Annotated in this window: 15 protein-coding genes and 1 pseudogene; 11 read left to right on the forward strand and 5 right to left on the reverse strand. The window is 41.9% G+C overall.

Going from position 1 to position 17,226, the window contains the following annotated elements:
* Positions 1–95: 95 nt before the first annotated feature.
* Positions 96–434: a hypothetical protein gene (locus tag BUC21_RS03710; protein ID WP_073399326.1), complete on the forward strand. Its 339-nt coding sequence runs from the start codon at positions 96–98 to the stop codon at positions 432–434.
* Between the two features lie 115 nt (positions 435–549).
* Positions 550–2,754: a VapE domain-containing protein gene (locus tag BUC21_RS03715; RefSeq protein WP_083547584.1), complete on the forward strand. Its 2,205-nt coding sequence runs from the start codon at positions 550–552 to the stop codon at positions 2,752–2,754.
* Between the two features lie 356 nt (positions 2,755–3,110).
* On the opposite strand, the gene BUC21_RS03720 is transcribed toward BUC21_RS03715, so the two are convergent.
* Together BUC21_RS03720 and BUC21_RS16380 are read right to left on the reverse strand one after the other, a co-directional pair.
* Positions 3,111–3,341 (reverse strand): DUF4248 domain-containing protein, encoded by a 231-nt coding sequence (locus BUC21_RS03720; RefSeq protein ID WP_073399330.1) that lies wholly within the window; start codon positions 3,339–3,341, stop codon positions 3,111–3,113.
* A 124-nt stretch (positions 3,342–3,465) separates the two neighbouring features.
* Positions 3,466–3,750, reverse strand: a complete 285-nt coding sequence (locus tag BUC21_RS16380; protein WP_175550471.1) for a hypothetical protein — start codon at positions 3,748–3,750, stop codon at positions 3,466–3,468.
* Positions 3,751–4,066: 316 nt separating this feature from the next.
* Here BUC21_RS16380 and BUC21_RS03730 point away from each other — a divergent pair, with 316 nt between their 5' ends.
* The 9 genes and pseudogenes from BUC21_RS03730 (at position 4,067) to BUC21_RS03780 (ending at position 12,650) form a co-directional block, all read left to right on the forward strand.
* Positions 4,067–4,963, forward strand: coding sequence for an Abi family protein (locus BUC21_RS03730; RefSeq protein ID WP_073399335.1), 897 nt, complete (start codon positions 4,067–4,069; stop codon positions 4,961–4,963).
* A 509-nt stretch (positions 4,964–5,472) separates the two neighbouring features.
* Positions 5,473–5,898: an HU family DNA-binding protein gene (locus BUC21_RS03740; RefSeq protein WP_073399339.1), complete on the forward strand. Its 426-nt coding sequence runs from the start codon at positions 5,473–5,475 to the stop codon at positions 5,896–5,898.
* 37 nt (positions 5,899–5,935) lie between these two features.
* The gene (locus BUC21_RS03745) at positions 5,936–6,217 is read left to right on the forward strand and encodes a hypothetical protein (protein WP_073399341.1); all 282 of its coding nucleotides are present in this window, start codon (positions 5,936–5,938) and stop codon (positions 6,215–6,217) included.
* A gap of 3 nt (positions 6,218–6,220) precedes the next feature.
* Positions 6,221–6,673, forward strand: coding sequence for an N-acetylmuramoyl-L-alanine amidase (locus BUC21_RS03750; RefSeq protein WP_073399343.1), 453 nt, complete (start codon positions 6,221–6,223; stop codon positions 6,671–6,673).
* Positions 6,674–7,371: 698 nt separating this feature from the next.
* Positions 7,372–7,890, forward strand: a pseudogene (locus tag BUC21_RS03755) (Fic family protein); the annotation flags it as partial.
* Positions 7,891–8,216: 326 nt separating this feature from the next.
* The gene (locus BUC21_RS03765; RefSeq protein ID WP_073399349.1) at positions 8,217–9,482 is read left to right on the forward strand and encodes an ATP-binding protein; all 1,266 of its coding nucleotides are present in this window, start codon (positions 8,217–8,219) and stop codon (positions 9,480–9,482) included.
* A gap of 394 nt (positions 9,483–9,876) precedes the next feature.
* Positions 9,877–10,446: a VapE domain-containing protein gene (locus BUC21_RS03770; protein ID WP_073399351.1), complete on the forward strand. Its 570-nt coding sequence runs from the start codon at positions 9,877–9,879 to the stop codon at positions 10,444–10,446.
* 358 nt (positions 10,447–10,804) lie between these two features.
* Entirely contained in the window at positions 10,805–12,262 is a 1,458-nt protein-coding gene (locus BUC21_RS03775; protein WP_073399625.1) for a capsule assembly Wzi family protein, read from the forward strand.
* A 7-nt stretch (positions 12,263–12,269) separates the two neighbouring features.
* Complete coding sequence (locus tag BUC21_RS03780) at positions 12,270–12,650, forward strand: lipocalin-like domain-containing protein (protein WP_073399353.1); 381 nt, start codon at positions 12,270–12,272, stop codon at positions 12,648–12,650.
* Positions 12,651–12,860: 210 nt separating this feature from the next.
* Here BUC21_RS03780 and BUC21_RS03785 read toward each other — a convergent pair whose 3' ends face one another.
* From BUC21_RS03785 to BUC21_RS03795, 3 genes are all read right to left on the reverse strand, one after another.
* Positions 12,861–14,816: a polysaccharide biosynthesis protein gene (locus BUC21_RS03785; RefSeq protein ID WP_073399355.1), complete on the reverse strand. Its 1,956-nt coding sequence runs from the start codon at positions 14,814–14,816 to the stop codon at positions 12,861–12,863.
* A 223-nt stretch (positions 14,817–15,039) separates the two neighbouring features.
* On the reverse strand, positions 15,040–16,338 hold the full coding sequence (locus tag BUC21_RS03790) for a DegT/DnrJ/EryC1/StrS family aminotransferase (RefSeq protein WP_073399357.1): 1,299 nt from the start codon (positions 16,336–16,338) through the stop codon (positions 15,040–15,042).
* Positions 16,339–16,607: 269 nt separating this feature from the next.
* The gene (locus BUC21_RS03795) at positions 16,608–17,225 is read right to left on the reverse strand and encodes an MBL fold metallo-hydrolase (protein WP_073399360.1); all 618 of its coding nucleotides are present in this window, start codon (positions 17,223–17,225) and stop codon (positions 16,608–16,610) included.
* Position 17,226 lies beyond the last annotated feature (1 nt).

The following is a 17,226-nucleotide window of genomic DNA, read 5'->3' on the forward strand; positions in this document are numbered from 1 at the left end:
CAGTTGGAGTCAAGCCAAAAGAAAAAGCATTTTGGAGTCAAGCCAAAAGAACAAAAAAACCAAGACATTTGCCTTTTTAATTCAATCAACAAACTATGAACAAAAGAAGTAAAAAGAAAAAAAGGCTCAATGCAAAACAATTTCACGAGAAAATAACAAAAGCAAGAAAATACCTTGAAAAAGAGTTTGGATGTATTACCTGGCATGGCACAAACGACAGGTTCGGAGAAATCATTGCCGAACTGATTCACAGTGGGTTAATAACTCATGACAAAGGAACAGACTCCTATCACTTCGGACTTATTATAGCATGCATTTTAAACGTAAAAAGAGCAAATGGAAAGAAAGAAAACCTTAAACACACAGCCATTCACGAGGGAATTAAAAAAGGAAAAGCCAATTTAAACTATGAAAATAAGCGTGTTAGAAAATAATTAAAAATGCCGTTTTTTATCAAAAACAAAGAATGTTACTTTGCAAACGTTGACCGGCAACACACAATTAAACAAAATAGCTTTTAAAAAAGCTTAAAATAACAACACATTTAACATGGAAAATTCGAGCAAGATGAGTTACATCATCAACCACTCAAAAATTGTATCCCAGATCACCATGGAAGAGGCCGTGGCAGAGATCAGAAGTGACAAACACAAAGAAAAAACAGCGCAGATAAGGCAGCTGAGCAGTGCCGGCGAGACCGAGGGGGCCAACCGCCTGAAAGGTACGCTGCCGGGCTGCACTCCCGCCGGCACATTCCTGGGAAGGAGAAAGGCGGAGTGTATCAGTGAGTATGCATCACGTATCGTGCTGGATGTTGACGGCGTGAAGCCGGAACAGTTCGATGAAATTTGCCGTAAAATTGAAGCGGACAAGCATACCCATGTGCGCTATGCCAGTCCCAAACGGGGAGTAAAGATTATTGTGTGCGGCGAACCGCTGGTACTGGACGATTCCGCAGCACTCACGCAGCAAGAGAAGACAGCAGTGATAAACGAGTATCACTTGCGGCTGTTCCGCTCACTGGTGCCCTATTACGAAGCACTGATAGGCGTAAAGATAGATACCTCGGGCAGTGACCTGCCCCGCATCACCTACCTGTGTCACGATCCGGAAGCTTATTACAACCCGGACTCCGTGTTCTTCCCCCTCTCTGCCTCTGCACCGGAGGCGGGGGCACACAGCGGGAAAAGAGGTAAAGGAGCCCGCGGAACAGGAAAGACCCATACAGGAGATTTTCCCGTTGAGAGAAACAAGGGAAAAAGTGAGCTGACAAAGAAGTCGTGCAGCATGCTGTTTCGTGTGCTCGAGATGCAGCTGCAACGCAGCAAGAGCTATGAGCCCGGCAACCGTAATAACTTCCTGTTCACCCTGGCATGCAAGTGCAACGAGGCAGGAATACCCGAGGATGCTCTCTTCAACCTCATGGCAAACAGTTACGATGACATTGCTACACAGGAATTGGAGAGCATTATAGGCAGTGCATACGGCAATACGGAGAATCACGGCATTCATCCGCTCACCCGTCAGGCAATCCGGGTACTCTTTGCACAGTGCTACCTCAAGGAGAAGTACGAATTCCGGTTCAACGAAATCAAGGGAATACTGGAGTATTGCCCCAACAAGCCCGATGCCGTATTTGAGGCGGTGGACGACCGCATCCGGAACTCACTCTGGGTAGAGCTCGCCGAGCATGGATCGGAATGTTCGGCAGAGCAGCTCTACTCCATCCTCAACTCCGACTTCAGTCCGTCGTACAACCCACTGAAGGAATATTTCCTCAACCTGCCCGCGTGGAACGGCAAGGACAACATCCGGGCGTTTGCCTCGCAGGTAAGAACCACCCGGCAGGATCACTGGTTTTATTGCTTCGAGAAATGGATTTGTGCCATGGTGGCAGCAGTGGTGAAGCCCAATGTGCAGAATCACACCGTGGTTATCCTCGAAGGTCCGCAGAGCCAGGGTAAAACCACCTTCGTGCGCAGCATACTTCCACCCGCTCTCCGTGATTACTATTGCGAGGACAGAATCAACACAGAAAGTAAGGACGACATGATAAAGGTGTTTCAAAGCCTGCTTATCAACACGGAGGAGATTGAGGCAATGAACGGGCGCGAGCTGAACCAGTACAAGGCCCTCATCACCCGTGCCACGATGAACATCCGCCTGCCGTATGATCGTATCATGCAGGTGCGTAAACGCATGGCTTCGTTTATTGCCACCACAAATAACCATGATATACTGACGGACAGAACCGGGAACCGCCGTTACCTCTGCTTCGAGGCACTGAGTTTCGACAATAACAGCGCCGTGGATTACGAACAGCTCTATGCCCACGTAATGCACAAGCTCATGGTAGAGGAATTCCGCTACTGGTTTACCAGGGAAGAGTCGGTGAAGGTGAACAAGCACAATCAGAGTTTCATGCAGCAAACTTTAGAGGAGGAGTTCATCGCCACCAACATTCGTAAACCACTTACGGGAGACAAGATTTCCTATATCACCGCGAGCCAAATTGCCATACTGATTAAAACCCGGACTGGTCTGGTCCTCAATCATGGGGGAAAGGTAAACATCGGCCGGATATTGAACGACCAGGACTACGAGCGCATACCGGCAAAGGGAGGTGTTTATAAATACGTGGTGCATGTTATTAGTTATGAAGAGGTTATGCTAAACCTGCACATCAAGGATGAGGTAGAGAAAGAGCCCGATGCCACACAGCAGGAGTTAAATTACAACACCCCTGAGAATTAAACTACAGGGTGGGTTGGGTGGGTTGGTTAGATATAATTCTATAACTTTCCTGAAAAAAAATAGAATAAGTGTTCTTATTATAGGAATGATATAATAGAAAAAAATAGGAAGTTATAAGAAACAACCAACCTAACCCAACCAACCCACCCTAACCGGTTGCATTATTAAGAAAAACAGCGACATTCATTTCTTGCCGCAAGTCCCGGAATGCAGCTTCATGAAGCTATAAAACAGCTTCTAACAGCATTGATAATCAACCGATTAGAAACACAAAAAAGTCCCGCCTGCTTTTCAAAAACACAGGCGGGACTTCATTCCAACTCCGGTCGGAGTTCGTTCAACATCCGGTCGGAGTTTTACGGCTCTCCCAGGTAGTGTGTGATGATGCCGACTTCTTTTGGTGTAAAAATCTTACAGGTCTTCTTATAGCCTATAACAAGAAGCTCTCTATACAGCTCTTCGTTCCTTACCATCCATCTGGTTAGTGTCCGCAGTGCTTCCCGCGTACACATTTGCGGATTATACAACATTGCCAGTTCGGCTTTTCCATAGGCTTTTACTCTAAATTCGGTTTTATTTTCCTCCATAAAGGTTGTTTTTATTTTGAAGTAAATTTACAAAATAAAAGGTTGATTTCCTAGTATTTTTGCTACTATTTTGCACTTTTTGAAATGCTTTTTTGCTTGATTGCAACTGCTTTTTCTTTTGCCTTCATGCAAATACTTTTTCTTTTGCCTTGATGCAAAAGAAACAAAAAATCAAGGCTGCATATTCTCCGCTACTCCATAAAAGGTCTCCGCTAAAGAAAAAGAACTCGCTTCGCTCAAACAGCTTTTTCTTTTTAACGCTCCACCCTTTCATTCCGTTTAACGCTGCGAATATGAGGCCAATCCTGCTGGTTCCTGAGCGAGCTGCTGTTTTGGGCCAACTCGCTGCGCTCAAACAGCACCCCCTTCTTAACGTCCACACTCCCAGATTTCTTAACGTAAAATTCATGAGGCCGGTCCTGCTGGTCACTCGGCTGCGCCATCGTTCGGTTGGGTTATGTACTAATTAGTCATTGCTTCGCTCGGCTGGCTGTGCCATCGTTGCCTTTGCTTTGCTTGGCTTTTATGTTAGGTTCGGCTTTGCCTTCGTTTGATAACGATATAAATGATAAAAAATAAATTTAGAAAATAAAAGCACTAGTTTCCTTGTATGATAAAAGTTTTAATGCTATCTTTGCATAAAGAGAAATCGGGCTTTGCCCATTTAAAGATAACAGTACCCGTTCTGCATACCGTAAGATCTGCGATCGGGTCATTTTTTTATTATGCCCAATAAAGAATCAAGAAGCATCGATGAGCAAATTGCTCTACTAAAAAGCCGGGGAATGATTATCCGAGATGAAGCTGCAGCATTTAAGCAACTACAACACATCAGCTATTATCGTCTTAAAGGTTATTGGTGGGATATGCAATTTGACCGCGTAAATCATACATTTGCTCCCGGATCCTATTTTGAAGACACTATTGATCGTTATAATTTTGATCGTCAATTGCGATTAATATTATTTGATGCTATTGAAATTATAGAAATAGCCTTACGCACAAAAATGATTTATCACCTTTCGCAAACCTATGGTGGATTATGGTACAAAAATGACAATCTAGTAGAAAAAAAAGAAACTTTCACCAAGCAGCTAGATGAGTTACAGAACGAATTTAATCGCAGTGGCGAAATTTTCGCTAAAGATTTTCGGAATCGTCATCCAAAAGCTAATCCCGATGCATGGATTATTTTTGAAGTTGCTACTATGGGAACCCTCTCAAAAATATATAAAAACCTAAAACATCAACTTCCACAAAAATCTATAATAGCAAATGAAATGGGGCTAAACTTTCATAGCGAGCTTTCCAGTTGGTTAGAATCAATCAGCTATATGCGTAATATTATAGCCCACCATTCTCGCATCTGGAGTCGCAACATGGTAAAGCGTCCTACTTCGCCTTTAAATCCACCACATCAATGGCTGCAATACAGCATTACTGAGGTACAAGCAAAAAAACCATTCTACGTTATTACTACCATGTTATATCTTTGCAATGCTATTGACCCGAATAATCACATAAAGTCAAAACTACTGCAATTATTTAATGACAATCCAACCATTCCTATTTATAAGATAGGCTTTTTCAATAATTGGCAACACGAACCAATCTGGAAATAATTTTCTTTTCTTCCAAGCACCCGATTCCACCTTTTTTATTGTACAGAACAGTCAAGCAATGGCGAAGCCAGCCAAGCGAAGCAACGACTACACGATCCACAACCCCACCCAAGCGATGGTGAAACCGAGCCAAAAAAGAACCGTCACGAAGTGACAAGCGAGCGAAGCAACGCTAATTGGTCCACAACTGCAGCACACTCAGGAACCAGAAAGACCGGCCTCTTTTTTTTTGCGTGAAGAAATTGGGAGGATTGTAGCGTAAAGAAGGGGCTGTTGTTTGAGCGAAGCGAGTTTCAGCACCTTCCGATACAAGCCTCACAATTTTAGCAAAAAAAATGCAGCCTTGACCTTTTGGTTCTTTTGTGTCAAGACAAAAGAACAAAGAAAAGCTCAAAAAATACCTCTAAAAACCCATTACTGCCCAATGCGTGTGCCCCCCGCATACGCATGCCCTATCTTTGTACAGAAATCAAAAAACAAAGTATTAATCATTTAAAAAACAAACAATTATGGCAGTAAGATTTTCTGTAGTTCCAAAAAAGAATCCCTCTAAAAGTTCAGAACCCGCAAAATTCTATGCACAGGCGCAAGGTCACGGCGATATGGACTTCGACGCTATCTGTAAAGATGTAGACAGTCGATGTACCGCTACACCGGCCGACGTGGCAGCCGTGCTTAAAGCTTTGCTCACCACTATGGAGACATCACTTGGTAAAAGTGAGATCATTCGTCTGGGCGACTTCGGTAGCTTCCAGATCGCGGTTAGCAGCACCGGTACGGTGACCAAGGAAGAGTTCAACAGCTCCCTGATCAAAAAGGCGCGCATCAGCTTCCGCCCGGGCAAGTCACTCAGCAAAATGCTGAAAACACTGGATTACACCCAGGTACCTAAGTTGCCGGTGAAGGTAACCAATGGCGGTAACGAAGTAGGTTAATCGCGGCACAGTTATTAATTAGTTAAGCACAACAGCAATGAAAGTAATCGACCAATTACTGAATGTAATCACCCTGGTGCTCCCCATCTTCAAGAAGAAGGGCGCCAGGGAGGTGCAAGAGTTCACCGATCTGGTAAAGAGCCAGTTCGACTACCTGATGGAGCAGGTAACCCGTTTTGAGACCGACTACTTCGAGCTATCGGAGAAAGTACGGCAGATGTACCAGGAAATCATCACCCTCAACGCCCGCCTTAGCGAAGCGCTGAAGCAGCAATGCCTGGTGCCCGCCTGCAAGGAGCGTGCTCTAAACCCTGTGTAGCGTATGAGAGAGATAAACCTGATAGTGATACACTGCACCGCCACCCGCTCCGACCAACCCTTTACCCAGGCCAATCTTGAGCGAAGCCACAGGGAAAGAGGCTTCAACGGCATCGGTTACCATTACTACATCCGCCGGGATGGCAGTATAAAAAGTACCCGCCCGTTGGACAAAGTCGGAGCACATGCCAGGGGATATAATGCCCACAGCATAGGCATCTGTTACGAGGGAGGCTTAAATGCACTGGGAAAACCGGCAGACACCCGCACCGAATGGCAACGCCACTCACTCCGTGTACTGCTCCTCACCCTTCTAAGGGATTACCCCGGTTGCAAAATAGTGGGTCATCGCGACCTCAGTCCCGACCTCGATGGCGATGGTGTTATTGAGAGTCATGAGTGGCTGAAATCCTGTCCTTCATTTGATGCTGGCAAGGAGTACAGCTCTCTTAAATAGTTTAATCCCCGTTACCATTGATTTGTTGGTAATGGGGATTTTTCTTTTCCCTTGACGGAAAAGAAACAAAAGGTCAAGGCTGCACGAATTTTACTAAAATCAGTGAGCGTGGAGCTAAAGGGGGTGAAACTCGCTACGCTCAAACAGCACCCCCTTCTTAACGTCCACACTCCCAGATTTCTTAACGTAAAATTCATGAGGCCGGTCTTTCTTGGTTCCTGAGCGAGCTGCGGTGGTGGAGCATGTAGCCGTTGCTTCGCTCGGCTTTTGGGTTGGGCTCGGCTGCGCCATTGTTTACTTTATTTCATCCATATTCGTAATCCTTTTACACCACCAGCATTCGCCAAGAGGAATGTTGCGAACCTTTCGTTTATTCATAAAGGGTATTTTTAACTTTTTATGTTGCTGTAAAGTGATTTAGCAGGTTGTTATACTGGTAATTTCATAGTATATTTGCAGAATAAACTAATAGTTGAACAACAAGATAAACTAATGATTAAACAGCGGAATAAACTAATAGTTGAACAACAAGATAAACTAAAGGGTGTACATCATGTTCTTAATGACCTTAAAAGCAATGGTGGGCTTTAAAAATATAACAAAAATATGGCAGCAATTCAGGAAAAACTAGCGAAATCGTTGAAGGTATTACAAAATTTGCAGAACGAGAGTGGTTTTGCAATCATAAAGTCTTCAGAATGGCCGCCCGTAGTTACTATCAGGCTTTTGAATCGGTAAAAGGTAGTATAAAACGCATATTGGAAGGTGAAAATCCAGGAGAGGTCATAGATAACGATCATAGGACATGGTATCGAGAACTTTTTGCTCCAAGTGTTACTGCCGGAATCTTAAAGCCGACCGATTTAGCTGGATATCGTACTGGGCAAGTTTATATTCGTGGTTCACTGCATACACCTCTAAACCCTGAAGCAGTACGAGATGCAATGCCTGTCCTTTTCGAATTGCTTAAAAAGGAACAGGATGCACGTGTCCGTGCAGTATTAGGTCATTTTATATTTGTATATATTCACCCTTACATGGATGGCAATGGCAGGATGGGACGTTTTTTGATGAATGCCATGTTAATATCCGGCGGATACAATTGGACTATAGTCCCTGTTGAAAGACGCCAAGAATACATGAAAGCCATAGAAAAAGGAAGTGTTGATGGGGATATTACTGACTTCACATTATTTATTGCCTCATTATTAAAGTGATATGATAAGCCGAGCCTCCTACAGCCAAGCGAAGCAACAGCTACCCATTCCACAACCCCACCCGAGCGATGGCGCAGCCGAGCGACCAGAAGGACCGGCCTCATTTTTTTTGCGTGAAGAAATTGGGAGGATTGTAGCGAAAAGAAGGGGCTGCTGTTTGAGCGAAGCGAGTTTCAGCACCTTCCGATACAAGCCTCACGATTTTAGCAAAAAAAATGCAGCCTTGAACTTTTGTTTCTTTTGGTTCAAGCCAAAAGAAAAAGCATATTATTGATCAATATATTGAAAGATAATTCTTATATTTGTATCAATAAGATGCATAAATTATGGAAAAGCGGGTAATAAAAAGTCTGATTCTTGAGAAACAGAATGAAATTCTGAATATCGAGCTGGTAGAAAGACCACTTGAGTTGGAGGAAACAGCCAACTATGTGTTTGTGGGGCTTCGTCGCGCAGGTAAATCCTATTTGTTATATCAGCATATACAAACGCTGATTAAAACAAAACAAGCATCCATTGAAGACATCCTGTATATCAATTTTGAGGACGAGCGAATTTCGTCGGTCAAAGTGGAAGAACTCAACCTGTTTATTGAGAGTTATAATGAAATGTTCGATGGTAAACCCATTATCTATCTGGATGAGATTCAGAATGTAGATGGCTGGGAAAAGTTCGCCCGCCGTCTGGCCGATTCAAAATACAGAGTATTCATTACCGGCAGTAATGCAAAGATGCTCAGCAAAGAGATGCATACCACCCTTGGCGGCCGATTCATAGCAAAAGAAGTGTTCCCCTTTTCATTCAGTGAATACCTCACCTTTCATCAAATCACCTTAGATCGTAACTGGGAATATGGCAACATTCGTCTGCAAGTAGTAAAATCCTTTCATGATTATTTCTATTTTGGCGGTTTTGCAGAATCATTCCCTTTGAAAGATAAACGAAGCTGGCTGAACTCACTTTATCAGAAGATTCTTCTTGGCGACGTTATTTCACGAAATGATATCAGAAACGAGAATGCCATCAAAGTTCTTGTAAAGAAGCTGGCAGAAAGCGTTATGCAACCCTCATCACTAGCCCGGATAAAAAATATCATTGACTCAACCGGAACAACCATTTCCCGCAATACCTTGGTAGATTATCTTCAGCTTCTGGAAGATGCCTACTTAGTGTTTGGCATATCCAATTACTCTGATAAACTGAGTGACAAGGAAACATTTAAAAAGAGATATTTCTTTGATAACGGATTGCTAAACAACTTTCTGTTTGATCCCGAGACCAAATTGCTTGAAAACATAGTAGCCATCACACTGAAAAAGCACTATGGTGATGAACTGTTTTTCTACAACAAAAACATAGAAGTAGACTTCTTCATGCCTGGCGAAAAGAGAGCCATCCAGGTATCTTACAGTATTGCAGACGATGCCACAAGACAAAGAGAGATAAAAGCCCTGATTAAACTTTCTGAAGTATACGCTACAAAAAAAATGGAGATCATAACCTGGGATGAAGAATCAACCATTCAGGAAAATGATAAAACAATAGAAATTATCCCTGTCTGGAAATGGCTTGCTTCTTTTCTTTTGCCTTGATGCAAAAGAAACAAAAAATCAAGGCTGCACGAATTTTACTAAAATCAGGGAGCGTGGAGCTAAAGGGGCTGAAACTCGCTGCGCTCAAACAGCACCCCCTTCTTAACGTCCACACTCCCTGATTTCTTAACGCTAAATTCATGAGGCCGGTCTTGCTGGTCACTCGGCTTCGCCATCGTTTGGTGGGGTTGTGGAGCGTGTAGCCGTTGCTCGCTCGGCTTTTGGGTTGGACTTGGCTGCGCCATCGTTCATTAGCTTTGCTTCGCTCGCTTGTCATTAAGTTTTTTGGTTGTAATATACACAATTATAAGGCTTTAGAAGAAAACCAAAAATGCCGTTTTTTATCAGGAACAATTCCTGTTTCTTTGCAAGCGTATTAAAAAACATATAAAAAATGAACAAAATTATTTCACCAAAAGTTTATTTCAAGAACCTTCCTGAATGGGACGGTACAGATCACCTTACAGCCTTTATTAACCGCGTGCAAACCACTAATCAGGCGTTGTGGATAGAAACCCTTACCAAATGGCTGTGTGGTATGGTAAAATCTGAACTTTCCGGCAAACAGTGCAATACCCTCGTACCACTTATTTATGGCGAGCAATTCATAGGAAAGACAACTTTTATCCGTAGCATCCTCCCACGCGAGCTTAGAGAATTCTACTCGGAGAAACCGATCGGCACGTACGGCGAAGAAATTAAACCGCCATTCGGGTATGTAATGTTTCACAGCTCCAACATGGAATACCCAATTCTTCATGAGGCGTGGTGTTACAAAGAGATGTATGGAAACACCCAAAAAGGCACCCGTGTGCCCTCTGTAATTTACACCACCAGTTGTGAACAAGAGGAATGTTGCGAACCTTTCGTTTATTTCGAAGTAACAAAACAGATCGATAACGAAAGCCCGGTAAACTATGAACAGCTCTACGCACAGATTATGCAGAAGCTGAAAGATGAATAAACAAAAAAAGCCTCTCAGTGATGAGAGGCTACTTACTAATATTAAAAATATATCATATACTACTGTACAAAACAATGGCAAAGCCGAGCAAAAAACCGTCACGAAGTGACAAGCGAGCGAAGCAAAGCTAATTGGTCCACAACCGTAGCACGCTCAGGAACCAGAAAGACCGGCCTCTTTTTTTTTGCGTGAAGAAATCGTGAGGATTGTAGCGAAAAGAAGGGGCTGCTGTTTGAGCGAAGCGAGTTTCAGCACCTTCCGATACAAGCATCACTATTTTAGCAAAAAAAATGCAGCCTTGACTTTTTGTTTCTTTTGTGTCAAGACAAAAGAAAATTGTTGTTATCTTTGCTAAATGATCAAAAAAATTACAACTATACTTATTACTGCTTCATTGCTCTCAACAGTAGCACAGGCTCAAAGCAGTGATAAAGTTACATACAGCATTGAGAGTGGAATAACCACTGCAAGCGGAAGCCACTCCCCTTTATGGCTGAATGCCAACAAACAAGGCCTATCCTCACTGAATAAGAACAACGGATACATGGAAGCCGGCATATTCCAACCAATGGATACAAGCAAAATAATTTCTTACGGTTACGGTCTTGAACTTGCAGGCGCCTATAACTTCACATCAAGTTTTATTATCCAGCAAGCCTATGTAGATGTAAAATATCACAAATTAGAGCTAAGTATAGGAAGCAAAGAGCGCACTGGCGAGTTTGTTAACCCACAACTATCTAGTGGCGGACTCACCATTTCGGGCAATGCACGCCCCATTCCACAAGTCTGGGCCGGATTGCCCAATTATATCCCCGTGCCGGGCACCAACCACTGGCTCTCTTTCCGCGGACATATAGCTTACGGTCGCTTTACGGATGATAACTGGCAAAAAGAGTTTACCACACCGCTTGGAAAACGCACCACCGATGTGCTTTATCATTCCAAAGCAATGTATGTAAAGATTGGGAAAGAAGAAATATGCCCGCTGAAATTTGAATTCGGGTTGCAGATGGAATCTGAATTTGGAGGAACACAATACAGTAACGGAAATATGTTTAAGATGCCTTCCGGGATAGAAGATTACTTTAAAGCATTTGTACCCATGGCCGGAGGAGAAAAGACACAGGTTTCAGATCAGGAAAACATTGAAGGTAATCAACTGGGAAGCTGGCATTTTTCACTAAACTATAAAGTAAAAGGATGGAATTTGCATGCCTATTATGAGCATTACTTTGAAGACCATTCTATGCTCTTCATGCAGTATCCCTGGAAAGATGGCATGGCTGGGATAGAGATAACCCCTCCCGCCAATCCGTTTGTGAGTGGTGTGGTTTATGAATATATTGGTAGTAAAGACCAAAGCGGACCTGTATACTGGGATCACAACAATGTGATCAATGAACAGATCAGCGCCCGTGACGGTTATTACGATCATGGCTTTTACACCGGATGGCAACACTGGGGAATGGCAATAGGAAATCCACTGTTTACTTCGCCTATTTATAACAATAACGGACAGATTACATTTACTAATAACCGCATTATAGCACATCATCTGGGTATCTCCGGCAAACCAATCCCTGAATTGCAGTACAGAGTACTTCTTTCACACAGCGACAACTGGGGAACTTATGACAGACCGTTTAAAGATATTAAGAAAAATACTTCAGCGCTAGTGGAACTAACCTATTCACCATGCAAACTAACCGGATGGAGCTTTACCGCTTCAGGTGCCACAGATCGTGGTAGTCTGCTGGGTAATAACACCGGTACAATGCTTACAATCCGCAAAACAGGACTACTGACAAAATAAGAACAAGATGAAAAAGAAATATATTCTACTGACTTTTATTGTTTTGATAAGTATAACCTCGTGCCAGAAGGCTTCCATTAACGGAGATTTGGATGGCATGTGGCAATTAATGAAGATTGAGAAGAAAGATAAACCGGCTGAAGTGCCCGTTCAGCTTTATTATTGCATCCAGCTACACATGGTTCAGTTGCAAGGTGCAGCTACATGTCATGGCACCTTTAGCCATAAAGGAGATTCAATTTATCTTGTGATACGTAGTAGTAACAAAAAAGCTGTAGCAGCTTATGGTATGAATGATACCATTCAATCTTTTGGCATTGAAAATATTAGTTCAGAGAAAATGACACTGAATTCGTCTTCTGCACGATTGCAATTCCGAAAATTCTAGAAAAAAAGACATAAAATATGCAACTTTGTTTTTTTCATAAATTGCAGCACTGTCTTTTTTATCTATTTCCTTGAACAGCTCTACGCACAGATTATACAGAAGCTGAAAACTGATTAATTTAGTGGTATATCTATTAAAAATAAGAGCATTTAGTTACTAAACACTCTTATTTTTTATTCTTGATTATATTCCTTTATTTGCTGTTCCTTATCAATGGGTCGAGTTTATTTTTAATAAGATATCAGTCATAAGTTGCGCATTCAAGGTTTTATCCAAAACCTCATACTTAGAGCATTTACTCTTGTACTCCGGCACAATTTCTTTCATTATCTTCACAATGGCCATATCATCGAACGAGCGGGATGCTTCCAGCAAACGAGTTTCGTTTTGGCATGCAGTCTCGTAATCGTATTCACGAACGTTGGCAATCATAATCTTAGGATGGTGTGTAGGCTTTGTCTGCTCTTCATCATTCAGCACCTCCTCGTAAAGCTTCTCGCCTTCACGAAGTCCGGTGAACTTTATTTCAATATCCTTGGCTCCGCAAAGGTTGATCATGCGTGTAGCAAGTTGAGTAATTTTTACCGGTTCACCCATATCGAAAACAAAGATTTCGCCACCTTTACCCATGGTACCGGCCTCAAGCACGAGCTTACAAGCCTCAGGAATCAGCATAAAGAAGCGAGTAATATCCGGATGAGTAACGGTAAGCGGCCCCCCCCTCTTAATCTGCTCACGGAACAGAGGAATTACTGAGCCATTGCTTCCCAACACGTTACCGAAACGAGTGGTTACAAACTGAGTAACCCCCTTCATCTTACCCTCAACAATAGCCTTATTGAGTGACTGACAGTAAATCTCACAGATTCGCTTTGAGCAACCCATTACATTGGTTGGGTTAACCGCCTTATCGGTGGAGATCATCACGAACTTCCTGGTGCCGTACTTCACAGCAAGATCTGCAATTAAACGTGTACCATATATGTTATTCTGAATAGCAATAGCAGGGTTGTTCTCCATCATTGGCACATGCTTGTAGGCAGCTGCATGAAACACGTAATCCGGCTGATACTCAGCAAAGATCTTCTCCATGTGTTTTTTATTAGTAATGCTGGAAACAATTGTTTTACTCTCAATGTCACCGAACTCACGAGCCATCATCAGACGTACAGTGTGCATAGGAGTCTCTGCCTGATCAATAAGAATCATCTTCGCAGGCTTGTACACCGCCACTTGGCGAACCATCTCACTGCCAATGGAACCAGCAGCACCCGTAATAAGAATCTTCTTACCGGTGAGCAATGCACCAATGGCATCCATATTCACCTCAATCTTATCACGAGGTAGAAGGTCTTCAATATCCACTTCCTTGAGGTTCTGGGTAGTCAGAGGAGTCTTACCATCCCATTCCTCCGCTGCAGACGGCATCATGATTTTGATACCAGCAGCAAGGAATTCATCGATCATGTCTGCATTCTTGCGGAATAACTCACTTTTTAGCGGAGAAACGAGGAGCACTTTTACGCCCATCTGCTTCAAATCTTCAGCAATACCATTACCATTTAAGAGAACCTTCTTACCCAGCAAATAAGTATTCTTCATTTCCACACCATCTGTGATGAAAGCCACAAGACGGTATTTCTTTACCTTTACGTTTATGATGCTGAAAGCAATGCTAATACCACCAGCCTTGGTTCCATAGATGGCAACAGGCGTTGCATCCTCTGCACGAAACCCATCGAACATACGCTTCACGGCCACACGTTCCAACCACATCAGGAATGTTGAGACGAAGAACATGGCACAAACGCCCAAAAGATCGGGCATATTGACACCCCTGACAGATTCCAGTGCAAAAGAGGCTATGTAGGTAAGCACTGATCCTGTAAATGCGGCGAACGCTACATGCTGAAGGTCTATAAACGATGAATAACGGATAATACCGGCGTATGTACGAAATAGGCGAAATGACACAGCATAAAACACTAGGCTGATTATTATGCCATTTGTCATTGGCCAGAATAACTGAGCAAATTCTAAACCTCCAACTTCAAGATACTTTGCAACGTATCCTGAGAACATTACAATAAGACAATCCAAAGCAAGTACCCCCCAATAAGGAAGTGCTTTCTTAGAGAAATACCAATTGGTGATTTTTGGAATCATTTTTATAGATTTAAATAGTTAATTTCAATATTCATTATAATGCGACCTATTTCTTGACCGCAAATATAAAAACTTACTTAACGTGTGAAAGCTTTTTTGCATATCCGTCGGCTCACTGCACAGCAGGTAGCGTTTACTGTCGTCAAGACTAAACATGACCAACTGAGGATAATATTATACTGGGAAATTTGTCAAAATTGACAGAATTTATAATTTATGAGACTTACCTTACCAGAGTCTTACTTAAAATTGATGCCACTAAAGTACCATATTGCTCTATTTTAATACATTCCTTTATTTTGCCAACAATATATTTTACATCTTCGTCTGTTACCATTGGTCCTGAAGGAAGGCACATACCTTTCTTGAATAGACTTTCAGACACACCATTCACATAGGCTGGAGATTTAGCATAAACAGGTTGCTTGTGCATTGGCTTCCAAAGTGGTCTTGACTCAATGCCTGCTGCATCTAAGTAAATTCTCATGGCTTCAACGTTTGTGTTTGGTTCACAATCAGTATGGATAGACCCAGATTTGTGAGTAACACCTGCTGCACCACCAACAGCACCTTGCACGGCTACGGCATAAGCGTTTTCTTCACCCTGCACGCGAATAGATGGGTCAATTGTGATCGTATTCAACCAGAAATTACTATCACATCCTTCAAAAGCATTCTTATGAATGCTAATGCCTTCAACATCCTTCAATAGTTCGCAATAAAGCTCATAGACGTGTTTGTGATGCGCAATATGCTCTGCAGCAACGGTCATTTGGCCACGACCTATGCCAGCACAGATATTTGACAATCTGTAATTGTAACCGATTTTCTCGTGTTGATAATAAGGGAATGCTTCACGAGCTTGTGTAGCATAGAACATAATTTCATCTTTAGCTGCTTTGTTTTCACAAATCATTGCACCACCACCAGATGTAGTAATCATCTTGTTGCCGTTGAAAGAAAGGACACCAAATTTACCAAATGTGCCACAGACCTTACCTTTATACTTAGAGCCAAACCCTTCGGCTGCATCTTCGATAACAGGAATATCAAATTCATTGGCAACCGCCATAATTTCGTCTATCTTTGCTGGCATACCATAAAGGTAAACTGGAACAATAGCCTTAGGCTTCTTACCAGTCTTGGCAATTCTATCCACAATAGCCTCTTTCAAAAGTATAGGATCCATATTCCAAGTATCTTCCTCACTGTCCACAAAAACAGGAGTAGCACCAAGATAAGTAATGGGGTGAGATGATGCACAGAAAGTAAAACTCTGCACAATAACTTCATCACCTTGACCAACACCGCAAGCCAAAAGAGCCAAATGTACAGCTGCTGTTCCCGAACTAAGCGCAACAATATCTTTCTCTCCGCCCACAAATTCGGCAAGGTCGTTTTCAAATCCGTTTACGTTTGGTCCGAGAGGCACCACCCAGTTAGTGTCGAACGCCTCTTGAATATACTTCTGTTCATTGCCGCTCATGTGAGCAAGGCACAAATAAATTCTTTTATGTTCCATTTATATTGAAATTTAATCGTTTAAATATTTACTAAGAACTAAATAGATAACAATCTTTACATTTTTCATAAAGCCCTAATTATCAATATATTCGATATTAATTCTTACATTATTAGAAAAGTTCTCATAGAGAACTGAACCTTAGTTTTTAGTACTCTATATTTTTGTTATTTGAAATTATACATTCTATTATTTTAGTATATAGAATTATTAAATATAAAAAAGTTTTTTAATATTAAAACATGTTGTTGTTGCTAATTTTAGTATGATTATCCTTTTAAATACTTCAGAAGAATAGATTCATTATGTCCAGGATGTACAATCGTAAATTGATTACATAAATGCATAATTTTCACTTCAGATTCTTTGGCTAGAGTTTTATTACTTTTAGGGAAATATGTCACTGTCTTTATCCCTGGTATTAATGAATCTCCAGTAAATATCACATTCTGTATGGGGATGTAAAAAGATAAACAACTCGGATTGTGACCTGGAGTTTCTATTACTTGCATATCAACTTCAGAAAATAATTTAATATTATCGCCTTCTTTGCAGACAACATCATTACAACCTTCATAAACGAAAGGCATTTCATGATATTTCGACAAATTCAATTTACTATCTGACAATGCATCCACACCGACTTCTGACGTATATATAATAGTTTCGGGATATTCTTTAGTAATCTTGTTAAGTCCATAGATATGGTCGAAATGAGTATGAGTTATAAAAATACCCTTTAGTTCTAATTGTCTTTTCTCTAATCCAGTTAAGATAGGCTCAAGATCACCGCAATCTACCAGCCAAGCGTCCGAAGACTTTGTGTCACTTATGATATACGTATTTGAGTTGAAAATTGAATTAACTATAGTGTCTATTTTCAGCATT

This window comes from Bacteroides luti (genome assembly GCF_900128905.1).
GTDB classification, from domain to species: Bacteria; Bacteroidota; Bacteroidia; order Bacteroidales; family Bacteroidaceae; genus Bacteroides; species Bacteroides luti.